The organism is Streptomyces sp. NBC_01283 (assembly GCF_041435335.1).
GTDB lineage: Bacteria > Actinomycetota > Actinomycetes > Streptomycetales > Streptomycetaceae > Streptomyces.
In genome coordinates, this window is sequence record NZ_CP108430.1 from 6,755,105 (window position 1) to 6,770,475 (window position 15,371).

General features: G+C 71.6%; 10 protein-coding genes. 3 read left to right on the plus strand and 7 right to left on the minus strand.

Features of this window, described 5'->3' with window-relative positions:
* Positions 1-58 precede the first annotated feature (58 nt).
* From OG302_RS30600 to OG302_RS30630, 7 genes are all read right to left on the minus strand, one after another.
* Positions 59-892: a CoA ester lyase gene (locus OG302_RS30600; RefSeq protein WP_371529716.1), complete on the minus strand. Its 834-nt coding sequence runs from the start codon at positions 890-892 to the stop codon at positions 59-61.
* On the minus strand, positions 889-2,076 hold the full coding sequence (locus tag OG302_RS30605; protein WP_371529717.1) for a CaiB/BaiF CoA transferase family protein: 1,188 nt from the start codon (positions 2,074-2,076) through the stop codon (positions 889-891). The genes OG302_RS30600 and OG302_RS30605 overlap by 4 nt, the downstream gene beginning before the upstream one ends.
* Positions 2,073-2,981, minus strand: a complete 909-nt coding sequence (gene rbsK / locus OG302_RS30610) for a ribokinase (protein WP_371529718.1) — start codon at positions 2,979-2,981, stop codon at positions 2,073-2,075. Before rbsK ends, OG302_RS30605 begins: the two co-directional genes overlap by 4 nt.
* Positions 2,978-4,345, minus strand: a complete 1,368-nt coding sequence (locus tag OG302_RS30615; protein WP_371529719.1) for an ADP-ribosylglycohydrolase family protein — start codon at positions 4,343-4,345, stop codon at positions 2,978-2,980. The genes rbsK and OG302_RS30615 overlap by 4 nt, the downstream gene beginning before the upstream one ends.
* The gene (locus OG302_RS30620) at positions 4,342-5,529 is read right to left on the minus strand and encodes an ADP-ribosylglycohydrolase family protein (protein WP_371529720.1); all 1,188 of its coding nucleotides are present in this window, start codon (positions 5,527-5,529) and stop codon (positions 4,342-4,344) included. The genes OG302_RS30615 and OG302_RS30620 overlap by 4 nt, the downstream gene beginning before the upstream one ends.
* Complete coding sequence (locus OG302_RS30625) at positions 5,495-6,685, minus strand: ADP-ribosylglycohydrolase family protein (RefSeq protein WP_371529721.1); 1,191 nt, start codon at positions 6,683-6,685, stop codon at positions 5,495-5,497. Before OG302_RS30625 ends, OG302_RS30620 begins: the two co-directional genes overlap by 35 nt.
* 137 nt (positions 6,686-6,822) lie before the next feature.
* On the minus strand, positions 6,823-7,821 hold the full coding sequence (locus tag OG302_RS30630; protein ID WP_371529722.1) for an ADP-ribosylglycohydrolase family protein: 999 nt from the start codon (positions 7,819-7,821) through the stop codon (positions 6,823-6,825).
* A gap of 226 nt (positions 7,822-8,047) precedes the next feature.
* On the opposite strand from OG302_RS30630, the gene OG302_RS30635 reads away from it, so the two are divergent.
* From OG302_RS30635 to OG302_RS30645, 3 genes are all read left to right on the plus strand, one after another.
* The gene (locus tag OG302_RS30635) at positions 8,048-8,779 is read left to right on the plus strand and encodes a VIT1/CCC1 transporter family protein (protein WP_371529723.1); all 732 of its coding nucleotides are present in this window, start codon (positions 8,048-8,050) and stop codon (positions 8,777-8,779) included.
* Positions 8,780-9,088: 309 nt separating this feature from the next.
* Positions 9,089-13,675, plus strand: a complete 4,587-nt coding sequence (gene gltB / locus OG302_RS30640) for a glutamate synthase large subunit (RefSeq protein ID WP_371529724.1) — start codon at positions 9,089-9,091, stop codon at positions 13,673-13,675.
* Complete coding sequence (locus OG302_RS30645) at positions 13,668-15,128, plus strand: glutamate synthase subunit beta (RefSeq protein ID WP_371529725.1); 1,461 nt, start codon at positions 13,668-13,670, stop codon at positions 15,126-15,128. The genes gltB and OG302_RS30645 overlap by 8 nt, the downstream gene beginning before the upstream one ends.
* Positions 15,129-15,371 lie beyond the last annotated feature (243 nt).

The window sequence follows — 15,371 nt, forward strand, 5'->3', positions numbered from 1 at the left end:
CCCGTACGCCGATGGGGCCGCCGGATCACCGATCCGGCGGCCCCATCGCCATGAACGGCTAGAGGCGCCGCCGCGCCAGGTCCAGGACCCGCCGCGCGCCCTCCACCACGGCCTTGTCCACGAACGTGCCGTCCGGGAGTGCCAGGGCGCCCTCCTGTGTGGTGGACGCCTTGACGACCTGCTCGGCGTGGTCGATCTCCTCCGGCGTGGGCAGATAGGCCCGCTCGATGGCGGGGAGCTGGCGGGGGTGGATCGCGGCGCGGCCCAGGAAGCCCAGGGAGCGGCCGTGCGCGCAGGACGCCGCCAGGCCCCGCAGGTCACGGATGTCGGTGTACACGGACTGCGCGGGCGGTGCCAGGCCCGCGGCCCTGGCGGCCACCACCACCCGCGCACGGGACCAGTCGAGGCCCGCGTCGTCACGTACCCCCAGGTCCGCGCGGAGGTCCGCCTCGCCGAGGGAGAGCCCGTGCAGGGCCGGGTGCGCGGTGGCGATGGCGAAGGCGTGCTCCAGGCCGAGGGCCGATTCGATGAGGGCGTGCAGGGCGGGGGCGCCGCCGTCCGCGGGCGCCGACCGCTCCGCGACACGGACGACGTCGGTGGGGCAGGTCACCTTGGGCAGGCGAAGACCGGAGACGCCGGGCAGGTGCGCGATCGCCCCGAGGTCGGCATCGGCCAAGGGACCGTCCAGGGCGTTCACGCGGACGTGGACCGGGACGGCGGGAGTCTCGGAGAGCAGTTCGGCCGTCGCCGCTCGCGCGTACTCCTTGCGGTCCGGGCCGACCGCGTCCTCCAGGTCGACGATGACGGCGTCGGCGCCCGCGAGCAGCGCCTTCGCCACCACGGCCGGCCGGTCGCCGGGCGCGTACAACCAGGTCAAGGGCGTGTCTTTCACAGCGCGCCCTCCTCGCGCAGGTCCGCGATCTCCCCTTCCGTCAGGCCCAGTTCGGTCAGAACCTCCGCCGTGTCCGCTCCATGCGGGCGGCCCGCCCAGTCGATCGAGCCCGGGGTCTCCGAGAGGCGGAAGAGGACGTTCTGCATGCGCAGCGGGCCGAGCTCCGGGTCGTCGACGGTGGTGACGGTGTCCAGAGCGGCGTACTGGGGATCGGTCATCACGTCCCGTACGTCCTGGATGGGGGCGACCGCCGCCTCCGCCTTCTCGAAGGCCTCGATCACCTCGGCGCGGGTGTGCAGGGCGATCCAGCCGCCGACGGCGCCGTCGAGCTCGTCCGCGTGGGCCGCGCGCTCCGCGCCCGTCGCGAACCAGGGTTCGGAGATCAGCTCCGATCGGCCCACCAGGCGCATCACGCGCTCCGCGATCGACTGGGCCGAAGTGGAGACGGCGACCCAACTGCCGTCCGCGGTGCGGTAGGTGTTGCGGGGCGCGTTGTTCGTGGAGCGGTTGCCCGTGCGGGGCTGGACGTGGCCGAGCTGGTCGTACCAGGTGGGCTGCGGGCCAAGGACCGTGAGGATCGGCTCGATGATCGCCATGTCCACCACCTGGCCCCTGCCGGTCCGGTCACGGGCCGCGAGCGCCGTCATCACCGCGTACGCCGTCGCCAGGCCCGCGATCGAGTCGGCGAGGCCGAAGGGCGGCAGGGTCGGCGGCCCGTCCGGCTCGCCGGTGATCGCGGCGAAGCCGCTCATCGCCTCCGCGAGGGTGCCGAAGCCGGGGCGGCGGGAGTACGGGCCGAACTGGCCGAAGCCCGTGACGCGGGTAAGGACGAGACGCGGGTTCGCCTCGCTCAGCTCCTCCCAGCCCAGGTCCCACTTCTCCAGGGTGCCCGGACGGAAGTTCTCGACGATCACGTCCGCCGTCGCGGCCAGCCGCAGGAGGGTCTCGCGACCGCCGGGAGTGGAGAGGTCGAGGGTCATCGTGCGTTTGTTGCGGCCCAGGAGCTTCCACCAGAGTCCGACGCCGTCCTTCGACGGGCCGTGCCCACGGGACGGGTCGGGCTTGCGCGGGTGCTCGACCTTGATGACCTCCGCGCCGAAGTCGCCGAGCATCGTGGCGGCGAGCGGGCCCGCGAAGAGCGTCGCAAGATCGAGGACGCGCAGGCCGCCGAGGGGTGACGTCATGACGCGCCGCCGTTCGTCTGGGTGTCGATCTCGGAGCGGAACGGCATGGACGCCGACGCCCCCGGGCGCTGGACGGAGAGCGCGGCGGCGGACGACGCCCACGCGAGCGCGTCCGGCACGGTTCCGCCTTCGGCCAGCGCCACCGCGAGGGTGCCGACGAAGGTGTCGCCGGCGCCGGTCGTGTCGACGGCGGTGACGTGCGGGGCCGCCACCATGACCGGCTCGGCGTCCCGGGCCGCGTACAGGCTGCCGCGCGAGCCGAGCGTGACGACGACCTCGGGGACCTGGGAGAGGAGCGAGCGGGCGGCGGCGTGCGGGTCGGTCAGGCCGGTGAGGGTGGCCGCCTCGTGCTCGTTCGGCACCAACAAGTCGATGGCGTCGAGGAGTTCGGGAGGCAGCGGCTGGGCGGGCGCAGGTGTGAGGACGGTGCGCACGCCGTGCCTGCGGGCGGCCCGCGCGGCGGCGAGCACCCCCTCGACGGGGATCTCCAGCTGGAGCAGCAGGGTGTCGGCGGAGGCGATCAGGCCCTCGTCGCCGGGGGCGAGCGCGGTGAGCGTGGCGTTGGCGCCGGGGATGACGACGATGGCGTTGCCGCCCTCGTCGTCGACCACGATGTGCGCGGTGCCGGTGGTCGCGGTGTCGACGGTGCGCAGGAGGTCGGTGTCGACCCCGGAGTGTTCGAGTGCGCTGCGCAGTTGGGCGCCGAAAGCGTCGGCGCCGACCGCGCCGATCATCGACACGGCGTCGGCGCCCGCGCGGGCCGCGGCGACGGCCTGGTTGGCGCCCTTGCCGCCGGGGAGCGTACGGAACTCGCGCCCGGTGATGGTCTCCCCGCGCTGCGGTGCCTTGGCGACGTACGCGACGAGGTCCATGTTCGTGCTGCCGAGCACGGCGATGTGGGTCATGGGTGGGGTCTCTCCTGGGCGAGTGCGGTGGCGAGTTCGGTGGTGAGGTCGGCGAGGGTGTCGAAGCCGGTGCCGTCGAAGCCCGGGACGGAGCTGGCGAGGCGGTTCTTGAGCGGGGACGTCCAGCGGTCGGGCAGCGCGTCCGGGTGGCCCGCGAGCAGACCCGCGATCGACCCCGCGGTCGCGCCGTTCGAGTCGGTGTCCCAGCCGCCGGAGACGGCGCGCGTGATGGAGCCGGTGAAGTCGCCGTCGGCGTGGGTGAGGGAGGCGGCCAGGAGGGCGGCGTTGGGGATGACGTGCACCCAGTGGTGGTGGCCGTAGGCGGCGTGCAGGGTGTCCACGACCCGGTCGAAGTCCCTTTCCCCCGATGCGAGTTGGATGCCGTGGCGAACCGCGCGGGACAGACGTGAGTCCGGCGGTACGACGGTGAGGCCCGCGCGCAGGCAGTGGTGGACGTCTCCGGTGCCTGCCGCCGCCTCGGAGATGGTGGCCGCCGCGAACATCGCGCCGTACACGCCGTTGGCGGTGTGGGTGAGGCACGCGTCGCGGTACGCGCTGTCGGCTGCCGCCGCGGGGGCGCCGGGGTGGGTCCAGCCGTGGACGTCGGCGCGGATCAGGGCGCCGATCCATTCGCGGAAGGGGTTGTGGTGGGTGGCGGTGTGCGGGGGCTCGATGCCGCCGAGGAGGTTGCGGTAGGCGATGCGTTCGGCGGTGAAGGTGCGGGCGGCGGGCAGCTCGTCCAGCCAGAGCCTCGCCACGTCCGCGGTGGTGAAGTCCCTGCCGTGGCGCTGGAGGAGACGGAGGTTGAGGAGGGGGTAGTTGAGGTCGTCGTCCTCGGGCATGCCGTCGATGTTCTCGGCGAGGGAGGTGGGCGCGGAGCGCTTGTTCCAGGGATAGGCCGTGGCGAGCTCCGGGGGGAGGCCCTTCGCCGTGAACCACGTGGTCAGGGGCCAGTTGCCGGTGGCTTTGGCGAGACTCCTGATGCCTTCCAGCGGGAGCTTTTCCACTGGTTTGCCCAGGAGGCAGCCCGCTGCCCTGCCCAGCCAGGCGGCGTGCAGGCGGTGGCGCAGGGCCCTTCTTTCCCCGATCCCGCTCCTTCCCGAAACCGCCTGCCGCGGGGCTCTGTTCTCCGGTGCGGCCCACAACGGGGGGAGCTGGGACAGCTCCGTCAGCAGCTCTTCCGCGAAGGCCCGTAGCTCCGGAGAGGGCGGGGCCGGGGACGCGCCCGCTCTGGCGGGCGCCAGGTGGCCGCCCGCCGCCAGCCAGCGGGACCGGATCGCCCGCGCGTCCTTGCCCTCCTCCTCCGCCTGGCGCAGCTCGTGGCCCACCAGGTCCTCCGGCTGGACCCAGGTGAGGCGGATCACGGGGTGGCCGTGAGGGCGGCGTACGCCGACTCGTGGGCGCGGCGGCGCCGCACGTCGCGGGTGAAGATCTCCCGGGTGACCTCCGTGAGCGTAGCCGCGGGGGCGTGCAGGTCCAGACGGCTCGCCTCCGCGACCGTCTTCGACCACTCGGGCGGGGCGCCCGACCCCAGGGCGCCGGCGATCGCACCGCTCATCGTCGCGATGGAGTCGCAGTCACGGCCGTAGTTGACCGAGCCGAGCACCGTATGGCGGTAGTCGCCGTCGCCCACCAGGAGCATGCCGAGCGCGATCGGGAGCTCCTCGATGGAGTGCAGACGGGAGGGGCGGCGGGCGCCGAGGGACGGGGCGCGGTAGTCCTGGCCGACCGTGTCGAAGGGGATGACGGCGGTGCGCAGGGGGGCCAGTGCCGACTCGAAGTCCCGGTGGTGCGCGGCCACTTCGGCCGCCGACTCGATCGCGGCGCGCGTTCCGTCCTTCGCGAGGGACAGGGCGGTGTCGATCACCGAGGTCGGTGTCGCGCCCGGCGCGCAGGCCGCCGCCACCGCCGCCGCGAAGACTCCGGCGGCCTCACGCCCGTACGACGACTGGTGCGCGCCCGCGATGTCCAGGGCCTCGGCGTACGCGGCCGCCGGGTTCGCCGCGTTGACCAGGCCGACCGGTGCCATGTACATCGAGGCACCGCAGTTGACGATGTTTCCGGTGCCCGCCTCGCGCGGGTCGACGTGGCCGTAGTGGATGCGGGCGACGATCCACTTCTCGGCGAGGAAGACGCGGTGCAGCGGAATGGCCTCCGTCTCCAGTTCCGGGATCCAGCGGGGGTTCGTCATGAGGTCGGGGACCAGGTGGTCGGCGACCGCGTAGGCGTCCAAGTGGTCGCGGACGGTGGCGTACACGCGGATCAGCGCGTGCGTCATCAGGGTGTCGTCGGTGACGTGTCCGTCGCCCTTGTGGTAGGGCGCGATCGGGCGGGCGGTGCGCCACTGGTCGCCGTTCCAGGGGCCGACGATGCCGTGTACGCGACCGCCGTGCCGTTCGACGATCTGCTCGGGGGAGTAGCCCTCGACGGGACCGCCGAGTGCGTCTCCGACGGCCGCTCCGACCAGGCAGGCGGTGATGCGCTCGGAGAGGGGCAGGTCGGTGGGGAGCAGCTCAGTGGCGAGGCCCCGGGGCGTTGGTGACGTCATGTCGGAATTGTCCTCCCGGAGCGCTCAGTTCCGTGGCTGCGAGATGCCCGGCGAGTTCCACCAGGTCGGTGCCCGCGAGACGGGGGAGCGCGCAGCCGGAGAGGGTGCGGCAGGCGTCGCGCCAGGCCTCGGGGACGGCGGTGGCCGTGCCGAGCGCCCCGGTCAGCGCCCCGGCCAGGGCGGGGGCGGAGTCGGCGACCCGGGAGAGGCAGGCGGCGGCGGGCACCGCGTCACGGATACGGCCGCGGGCCGCGGTGGTCAGGGCGAGGGCGACCGGGACGGTCTCGGCGGCGGCGATGCCGTAGCTGTAGACGTGGTCGACGATCTGGTGCTCCAGGAGCGGGACGAGACCGAAGGCGCCGTCCTCCGGCTGGGTGCGGGCGAGCTTGACGGCGTGCCAGGCGTTGCGGCCGATCTCGGTGTGCTCCGGGAGCTGGGCGAGAGCGGCGTCCACGGTCGCGTCGACGTCCGCGCCGCCGAGCGCCGCCGCGATCGCCGCGGCCATCGCGCGGGCGCCGTGCACGCCGTCGCCGTCCTGGGTGTAGCGGGCGTCGAACTCGGCCAGGGCGGCGGCCTGTTCGGGGTCGCCCGGATGCACCAGAGCAAGCACGCAGGCGCGTACGCAGGCGGCGTCGTCGAAGAAGTGGGGGTTGTCGTGGCCGGTGGCGGGCGGGCGCAGGCCGGTGGCGAGGTTGCCGAGGCCCGCGCGCACGGAGATGCGGGCGCGCAGGGGGAGTACCGCGGACTCGACCTCGGGGGCGCGGGCCGCCGCCGCGGCGATCTCGCTGGCGAGGGTGTTCCAGGCGAGGTCGAGGGCCGCGCGGACCCGGCGGTCCGGGGACAGCCGGGCGTCGAGGGTCCCGTCCGCCGCGCGGAGCAGCGACTCGGCGGCGAAGGCGGCCCATTCGGCGTCGTCGGAGGGGCCCAGGCGCAGGGGTTCCGGGGGCTGGTTCAGCGCGATGGGTACGGGGAGGGTGGTGGTGGCGTTCTGCTCGGCGAAGGTGTCCAGCTCGCGGGTCAGCCTGCGGGTCCACTCGGGCATGCGGGCGGCGCGGTGCCTGGCAGCGGGCCATCCTGCGGCGTCGCCTGCGGCGAGGCCGAGGAGGAGCCCCTCGATGCGGGACCCGGGCGCCTCGCTTTGACTGGCACCCGGCATCAAGGGCTGTGCCCACCCTGCCCACCCTCCCCCTGCGGAACGCCTGCCCACAGCGGGTCCGGCAGCGGGAGCCGCTGCGGGGTGAACGGGTGGGTGGGCGGGAGAAATCCGCCGCGAAGCGGCGGGCTCGTTCGCGCTCACGAGACCCCCCGGTCAGAAACAAGCAACTCCGCGACATCCAGCACATGGTGACCCCGCATGGAAGGGAGACAGCTGCCCCGCGCAGGGCCGATCGCCGCCGCCCACGGCGGGGGAATCGCCGAAGCCCCACAGGACGCGCCGGACAATGCCCCGGCCACAGCGGCAGTCGTATCCGCGTCCCGCCCCATGTTCACGGCGGTCAGCACCGCGTCGGGGAACCGGCCGGAGGCCGCCGCGTACGCCCCGAAGGCGAGCCCCACCGCCTCGGGGGCGAGGTCGGTCCAGGGATAGCCGCCGATCACCACCGCGGAGCGCACCGCGCGCTCGCCCCGGTGGGCCACCGCCACCGCCCGCCGCAGCGAACGCGACGTCCAGCAGTCCTCCGGGATGACGGCCAGGGCAGCGGCCACCACGGAGTCCACCGGCGCCCCGCCCATCGCCGCCGAAACCCCCGCGGCCACCGCCTGCCCGCCGTAGATTCCCTCGCCGTCATGGCTGACCGAGCCGTCGATCGCGACGAGCCGGGCCGCTTCGGCGGGCCGCCCCGCGGCGAAGACCCCGAATGGCGCGGCCCGCATCGCGAGGCCGTCGCTCCACGCGTGCCGGTGCTGCGCCGAGATGGGCGCCGCGAGGCCGCGGCGCAGGTTCTCCAGGGTGCCGCGTTCGCTGAAGCCCGCGCCCCGGAAGGGGCCCTCGTCGAGGTCGGCGATCCACTCGTGCCAGGCCGCCTCGACATGCGCGACGGTCAGCGCCGAGCCGTGCCGTGCGAGCAGCAGCCCCGAGAAGATCGCGTACTCGGTGTCGTCCGTGCCCGAGGGATGCTCGGCGACGTAACCGGTGATGCGTCCCCAGCGGCGGCGGATCTCCGACGGCTTCATGTTCTCGGCGGGCGCGCCCAGCGCGTCGCCGACCGCGAGGCCGAGAAGGGCGCCACGCGCCCGCTCTCTCAAGCCGATCGCGCCGGTCACTCCTGTCACACCGGTCAAGCCCGTCATGCTGTGCCTCCCTGGTGCCGAGACGTGTGGCTGTATCCCTGCCACGCGGCACCCCTGACGCGAGCATCCGCACCGCCGACGTCACCCCTCAGGACGCATGCGGTCACCGGTTCGAGGAACCCCCGTTCACATGCGCGCAAGCGCAGGTAAGTACGGCCTTCCTTGCTGGCGAGAGCGTTTTTTCGCGCGTACTTTCGAGATCGTCCAAGTACTGAGGGGGCCCATCATGGCGATCATCGAGACCGAAGCGGCACTGCACGAGGCACACCGCGACAACCACACCCACCGCGACGTCAACGGCGGCTGGCTGCGCCCCGCCGTCTTCGGTGCGATGGACGGCCTGGTGTCCAACCTGGCCCTGATGACCGGTGTCGCCGGCGGGGCCGTCTCGCAGCGGACCATCGTCGTGACGGGCTTGGTCGGTCTCGCCGCCGGTGCCTTCTCCATGGCGGCCGGTGAGTACACCTCCGTGGCTTCGCAGCGTGAGCTCGTGGAGGCCGAACTCGACGTGGAGCGGCGCGAGTTGCGCAAGCACCCCGCGGACGAGGAGAAGGAGCTCGCCGAGCTGTACGAGTCGCGTGGCGTCGAGCCCGGCCTCGCCCGTGAGGTCGCCAAGCAGCTGTCCAAGGACCCCGAGCAGGCCCTGGAGATCCACGCGCGCGAGGAGCTGGGCATCGATCCCGGCGATCTGCCCTCCCCGCTCGTCGCCGCGGTCTCCTCCTTCGGCGCCTTCGCGCTTGGCGCCCTGCTCCCCGTCCTGCCGTACCTGCTCGGTGCCGACACGTTCTGGCCCGCGCTGCTGCTCGCGCTGATCGGGCTCTTCGGCTGCGGTGCCGTAGTGGCGAAGGTGACCGCGCGGTCCTGGTGGTTCAGCGGACTGAGGCAGCTCGCGCTCGGCGGGGCGGCGGCTGGTGTGACGTACGCCCTGGGCAGCTTGTTCGGTACCGCCGTAGGATGAACGCTTGCAGTCCTATGCGGGACTCTGCATAAGTAGCCGTTACTCGGCGGTTTCGAATCCTTAACCACCGGGCATGAGCCGTAAGCGCTGCGGGCAATGAGGCCTGTGCCGCGCTCGGGCCTTCGGTCATTGATCTGTCCGCATGGGTCCCCTCCCTACCGCTCTCCACGGGTATGAGCGGTGTCCACATGGTGGAATGAGCTATCCGCTTTTCGAGAAGCGTTCCATCATGTAACCTGCACGAAATTTTGCCTGGGCCAACGTCGTCCCTCGCTTATTGCATATGCCACGACGACGACGGGAGAGCCAATGCGTACGCACGCCTGGTCGCCCATGGACGGTCGCCCCGCCCCCCAGGGCATGTACGACCCCCGTAACGAGCACGACGCCTGTGGTGTCGGGTTCGTGGCCACCCTCACCGGTGTAGCCAGCCATGAGCTGGTCGAACAGGCGCTGACCGTATTGCGCAATCTCGAACACCGCGGTGCCACCGGTTCCGAGCCGGACTCCGGTGACGGCGCCGGCATCCTGCTTCAGGTGCCGGACGCCTTCCTTCGCGAGGTCTCCGACTTCGCGCTTCCCGAGGCCGGCGCGTACGCCGTCGGCATCGCCTTCCTGCCGGTCGACACCGCGGGCACGACCGACGGAGCCGTCTCACAGATCGAGACGATCGCTTCGGAGGAGGGCCTGACGGTCCTCGGCTGGCGCGACGTCCCCGTCGCCCCCGAGCTGCTCGGCTCCACCGCTCGCTCGACGATGCCGGTCTTCCGGCAGATCTTCGTGGCCGACGGCGAGAGCTCCGGCGTCGCGCTCGACCGCAAGGCCTTCGTGCTGCGCAAGCGCGCCGAGCGTGAGGCCGGGACCTACTTCCCGTCGCTCTCCGCCCGGACCATCGTCTACAAGGGCATGCTGACCACCGGCCAGCTGGAGCCGTTCTTCCCCGACCTGTCCGACCGCCGTTTCGCCACGGCCGTCGCGCTCGTCCACTCGCGCTTCTCCACGAACACGTTCCCGAGCTGGCCGCTCGCACACCCGTACCGCTTCGTCGCGCACAACGGCGAGATCAACACGGTCAAGGGCAACCGGAACTGGATGCGGGCGCGTGAGTCGCAGCTCGCCTCCGACCTGTTCGCCTCCGCCGGTGAGGACAGCACGGACAAGCTCGACCGGGTGTTCCCGATCTGCACGCCGGACGCGTCCGACTCGGCGTCCTTCGACGAGGTGCTCGAACTCCTCCACCTCGGTGGACGTTCGCTTCCGCACTCGGTCCTGATGATGATCCCCGAGGCGTGGGAGAACCACGGCTCGATGGACCCGGCCCGCCGCGCCTTCTACCAGTACCACTCCACGATGATGGAGCCCTGGGACGGCCCGGCCTGTGTCACCTTCACCGACGGCGTCCAGGTCGGTGCCGTTCTCGACCGCAACGGTCTGCGTCCCGGCCGCTACTGGGTCACCGACGACGGCCTCGTCGTCCTCGGCTCCGAGGTCGGCGTTCTGGACATCGACCCCGCCAAGGTCGTCAAGAAGGGCCGGCTGCAGCCCGGCCGGATGTTCCTCGTGGACACCGCCGAGCACCGCATCGTCGAGGACGACGAGATCAAGGCCGCCCTCGCCGCCGAGAACCCGTACCAGGAGTGGCTGGAAGCGGGCGAGATCGAGCTCTCCGACCTGCCCGAGCGCGAGCACATCGTGCACACGCACGCCTCCGTCACGCGCCGCCAGCAGACCTTCGGCTACACCGAGGAAGAGCTGCGCGTCATCCTCGCGCCGATGGCCAAGACCGGCGGCGAGCCGCTCGGCTCCATGGGCACGGACACTCCGATCGCGGCCCTCTCCGAGCGCCCGCGGCTGATCTTCGACTACTTCACGCAGCTGTTCGCGCAGGTCACCAACCCGCCGCTGGACGCCATCCGCGAAGAGCTCGTCACCTCGCTGCATTCCTCGCTGGGCCCGCAGGGCAACATCCTGGAGCCGACCGCCGCGACCTGTCGCAGCGTCACGCTGCCCTTCCCGGTGATCGACAACGACGAGCTCGCCAAGCTCATCCACATCAACGCCGACGGCGACATGCCCGGCATGACGGCCGCGACCCTCTCCGGTCTCTACCGCGTCAGCGGCGGCGGCGACGCCCTCGCCGCCCGCATCGAGGAGATCTGCGCCGAGGCCGACGCCGCCATAGAGGCCGGCGCCCGCCTGATCGTGCTCTCCGACCGGCACTCCGACGCCGAGCACGCGCCGATCCCCTCGCTGCTGCTCACCGCGGCCGTCCACCACCACCTCATCCGTACGAAGCAGCGCACCCAGGTGGGCCTGCTCGTCGAGGCGGGCGACGTCCGCGAGGTCCACCACGTGGCCCTCCTCATCGGCTACGGCGCCGCCGCGGTCAACCCGTACCTCGCGATGGAGTCCGTCGAGGACCTGGTCCGTGCGGGTACATTCCTGCCCGGCATCGAAGCCGAGCAGGCCATCCGGAACCTGATCTACGCGCTCGGCAAGGGCGTCCTGAAGGTCATGTCCAAGATGGGCATCTCGACCGTCGCCTCCTACCGCGGCGCGCAGGTCTTCGAGGCCGTCGGCCTCCAGGAGAACTTCGTCGCGAAGTACTTCGTCGGCACGACGTCCAAGATCGGTGGAGTCGGTATCGACGTCGTCGCCCAGGAGGTCGCCGCCCGGCACGCCAAGGCGTACCCGGTCTCCGGCGTGGCCTCCGCGCACCGCGCGCTGGACATAGGCGGTGAGTACCAGTGGCGCCGCGAGGGCGAGCCGCACCTCTTCGACCCGGAGACGGTCTTCCGCCTGCAGCACTCCACGCGCAACCGCCGCTACGACATCTTCAAGAAGTACACGGACCGCGTGAACGAGCAGTCCGAGCGCCTCATGACGCTGCGCGGCCTGTTCAACCTGAAGTCGGACCGCCCCTCGATCTCCATCGACGAGGTCGAGTCGGCCGCCGACATCGTCAAGCGGTTCTCGACCGGCGCCATGTCGTACGGCTCGATCTCCCGCGAGGCGCACGAGACGCTCGCCATCGCCATGAACCAGCTGGGCGGCAAGTCCAACACCGGTGAGGGCGGCGAGGACGCCGACCGTCTGTACGACCCGGCACGCCGCTCGTCCATCAAGCAGGTCGCCTCCGGCCGCTTCGGTGTGACCTCGGAGTACCTGGTCAACGCGGACGACATCCAGATCAAGATGGCGCAGGGCGCCAAGCCCGGCGAGGGCGGCCAGCTCCCCGGCCACAAGGTCTACCCGTGGGTCGCCAAGACGCGTCACTCGACGCCGGGCGTGGGCCTGATCTCCCCGCCGCCGCACCACGACATCTACTCCATCGAGGACCTGGCCCAGCTGATCCACGACCTGAAGAACGCGAACCCGCAGGCGCGGATTCACGTGAAGCTGGTCTCCGAGGTCGGCGTCGGCACGGTCGCCGCGGGTGTCTCCAAGGCCCACGCCGACGTGGTCCTCATCTCCGGCCACGACGGCGGTACGGGCGCCTCGCCGCTCACCTCCCTCAAGCACGCGGGCGGTCCCTGGGAGCTCGGCCTCGCCGAGACCCAGCAGACGCTGCTGCTCAACGGCCTGCGCGACCGCATCGTGGTCCAGACGGACGGTCAGCTCAAGACCGGCCGTGACGTCGTCATCGCCGCGCTGCTCGGCGCCGAGGAGTTCGGTTTCGCGACCGCGCCGCTCGTCGTCTCCGGCTGCGTCATGATGCGCGTCTGCCACCTGGACACCTGCCCGGTCGGCATCGCCACGCAGAACCCGGCGCTGCGCGAGCGGTTCTCCGGCAAGGCCGAGTACATCGTCAACTTCTTCGAGTTCATCGCCGAAGAGGTCCGCGAGATCCTCGCCGAGCTCGGCTTCCGCACCATCGAGGAGGCCGTCGGCCACGCCGAGCTCCTCGACACCGAGCGCGCCGTGAAGCACTGGAAGGCGCAGGGCCTCGACCTGGAGCCCCTCTTCCACGTGCCGTCGCTGCCCGGCGGCGCCGCGCGCCACCAGATCGCGGTCCAGGACCACGGTCTGGAGAAGGCGCTCGACAACGAGCTGATCAAGCTCGCCGCCGACGCGCTCTCCGCGTCCGGCGCGACCGACGCCCAGCCGGTCCGCGCACAGGTCGCGATCCGCAACATCAACCGCACGGTCGGCACCATGCTCGGCCACGAGGTGACGAAGAAGTTCGGTGGCGCGGGCCTGCCCGACGACACCATCGACATCACGTTCACCGGCTCGGCGGGCCAGTCGTTCGGCGCGTTCGTGCCGCGCGGCGTGACCCTGCGCCTGGAGGGCGACGCCAACGACTACGTCGGCAAGGGCCTCTCCGGCGGGCGGATCATCGTCCGCCCGGACCGCGGCGCCGACCACCTCGCCGAGTACTCGACGATCGCGGGCAACACCATCGCGTACGGCGCCACGGGTGGCGAGCTGTTCCTCCGTGGCCGTACCGGCGAGCGCTTCTGCGTCCGTAACTCCGGTGCGACGGTCGTGTCCGAGGGCGTGGGCGACCACGGCTGCGAGTACATGACCGGTGGCCACGCGGTGGTCCTCGGCGAGACGGGCCGCAACTTCGCGGCCGGCATGTCGGGCGGCATCGCGTACGTCATCGACCTGGACCGGGACAACGTCAACCCCGGCAACCTGGGCGCCGTCGAGGCCCTGGACGACTCCGACAGGACGTGGCTGCACGACGTCGTGCGCCGCCACCAGGAGGAGACCGGCTCGACCGTCGCCGAGAAGCTGCTCACCGAGTGGGACACCGCCGTGGAGCGCTTCAGCAGGATCATCCCCAGCACGTACAAGGCAGTGCTCGCCGCCAAGGACGCCGCCGAGCGAGCCGGTCTCTCCGAGACCGAGATCACCGAGAAGATGATGGAGGCGGCGACCAATGGCTGATCCCAAGGGCTTTCTGAACCATGGCCGCGAGGTCGCGCAGACCCGCCCGGTCGGTGAGCGCGTCCAGGACTGGAACGAGGTCTACGTTCCCGGCTCGCTCCTCCCGATCATCTCCAAGCAGGCGTCGCGCTGCATGGACTGCGGTATCCCGTTCTGCCACCAGGGCTGTCCGCTGGGCAACCTGATCCCGGAGTGGAACGACTTCGCGTACCGCGAGGACTGGTCGGCCGCCTCCGAGCGACTGCACGCCACGAACAACTTCCCGGAGTTCACCGGGCGTCTCTGCCCGGCGCCCTGTGAGTCGGCGTGTGTGCTCGGCATCAACCAGCCGGCCGTCACCATCAAGAACGTCGAAGTCTCGATCATCGACAAGGCGTGGGACGCCAACGACGTGCTGCCCCAGGCGCCCGACCGGCTCTCCGGCAAGACCGTCGCCGTCATCGGCTCGGGCCCGGCGGGTCTGGCCGCCGCCCAGCAGCTGACGCGGGCCGGTCACACGGTCGTCGTGTACGAGCGTGCCGACCGCATCGGCGGCCTCCTGCGCTACGGCATCCCCGAGTTCAAGATGGAGAAGCGCCACATCAACCGCCGCATCGAGCAGATGCGCGCGGAGGGCACCAAGTTCCGTACGGGCGTGGAGATCGGCCGCGACATCGACGCGGTGAAGCTGCGCAAGCGGCACGACGCGGTGGTCATCGCCGCGGGCGCCACCATCTCCCGCGACCTGCCGGTGCCGGGCCGTGAGCTGAACGGCATCCACTTCGCCATGGAGTACCTGCCGCTCGCCAACAAGGTCCAGGAGGGCGACTTCGTGGCGCCCCCCATCACCGCCGAGGGCAAGCACGTCGTGGTCATCGGCGGCGGCGACACCGGCGCGGACTGCGTGGGCACCGCCCACCGCCAGGGCGCGGCCTCCGTGACGCAGCTGGAGATCATGCCGCGGCCGGGCGAGGAGCGCAGCGCCAACCAGCCGTGGCCGACCTTCCCCATGCTCTACAAGGTGACCTCCGCCCACGAGGAGGGCGGCGAGCGGGTCTACGCCGTCTCGACCACCCACTTCGAGGGCGACGAGGACGGGAACGTCCAGTTCCTGCACCTCACCGAGGTCGAGTTCATCGACGGCAAGCTGACCCCGAAGCCGGGCACGGAGCGCAAGATTCCGGCCCAGCTGGTCACCCTCGCCATGGGCTTCACGGGCACGGACCGCGAGAACGGTCTGGTGGACCAGTTCTCCCTGGACCTCGACGAGCGCGGCAACGTCGCGCGCGACGCGGAGTTCCAGACGAACGTCCCCGGCGTGTTCGTCGCCGGTGACGCCGGCCGCGGTCAGTCGCTCATCGTCTGGGCGATCGCCGAGGGCCGCTCGGCCGCGCGGGGCGTGGACCGTTTCCTCACCGGTGCGAGTGACCTCCCGTCGCCGATTCGCCCCACGGACCGATCTCTGATGGTCTGATTCCAGCACAACCCCTCATACGTCCCGTACAACGGCGTACGGAACTGATGCGACGCCCGCCTCGTCCCCGACCGGACCTGGGCGGGCGTCGTGGCGTTTCCGGGCCGTGGTGGCGGGGCATCCCTGCGTTGCAGTGTGCGCAACGCGCATTGCTTGCAACGCAAATCACGTTTCGGCCCCGCTTAGCCGAATGGGTCTAGACCGCACCGAGCCCCTGTGACCACAATCGCTCCCACAACGGAT